Genomic DNA, 733 nt, shown 5'->3' with positions numbered 1-733 from the left:
GCAAGGACTGCTCTAGTAAAGCAACGGCGAGCTCAGGCTCCCCTTGCATCAACATCCATCGCGCTTTAACTTGTCTCAGGTCTGGGCTCAATGGCTTACCCGCCCGGCCCAGCAGGCCCGACAGCTCGTTGAAGCGCTGGTCTTGCAGTAAGCGATTTGCCAAAACGCTGAGCGTTTTATCGACAGTCTTGTTCTCGGCAACAAAAGCCTGCATTAAAGCATAAGCTTCTGCTGGCTTACCTATTTCAAATAATGAAATAGCATCTGATGCCATTTTTAAATCAAGTGCAGAGGGAGACAAAACAACACCAAGCGGCTTGGCCTTGGTTTTCGCTTTTGTCTGCAAATTTGGCTCAGCATCAGCTCCCTTGCTAACAGTACTCTTATCAACTTTTGGCTGAGTCACAATATTATCGCTAGCCTTTTTGACTTCACGACTCTCTTTTGCCACAACAGATTTCGTTGCTTTGCTTTCTTCCACGACACTTGTTCGCGCTTTTTTCTCAACAATAGCCGAGGCAACCGGCTCCACTCTTTTCTTTTCTTTTAGCGCAGATTCTTGCAAAACCTGAGTCTGTTTCGTCGCTACAGCAGGTTCGAGTAATTTAGGCCCGGCTATCTGCTTTTCATTTACTGTCTGCTCTTCGACAGGCATTGTCGGCGCTTGCTGTGAAAGCCCTGCTTCCGATTGAACCGCCCGCTCACTATTATTGTCTCTATCTCCAGAGACAAC

The 733-nt window shown here is 47.7% G+C and carries 1 protein-coding gene; it reads right to left on the bottom strand.

What is annotated here, in order from left to right:
* The coding region (locus A3761_RS27490; RefSeq protein ID WP_197472976.1) for a M48 family metallopeptidase at positions 1–733 on the bottom strand (733 nt) is incomplete at both ends.

Source organism: Oleiphilus sp. HI0123, from assembly GCF_001635315.1.
Note: the sequence above shows the minus strand (reverse complement) of the source record. Positions and strands in the feature narration are given on the sequence as shown.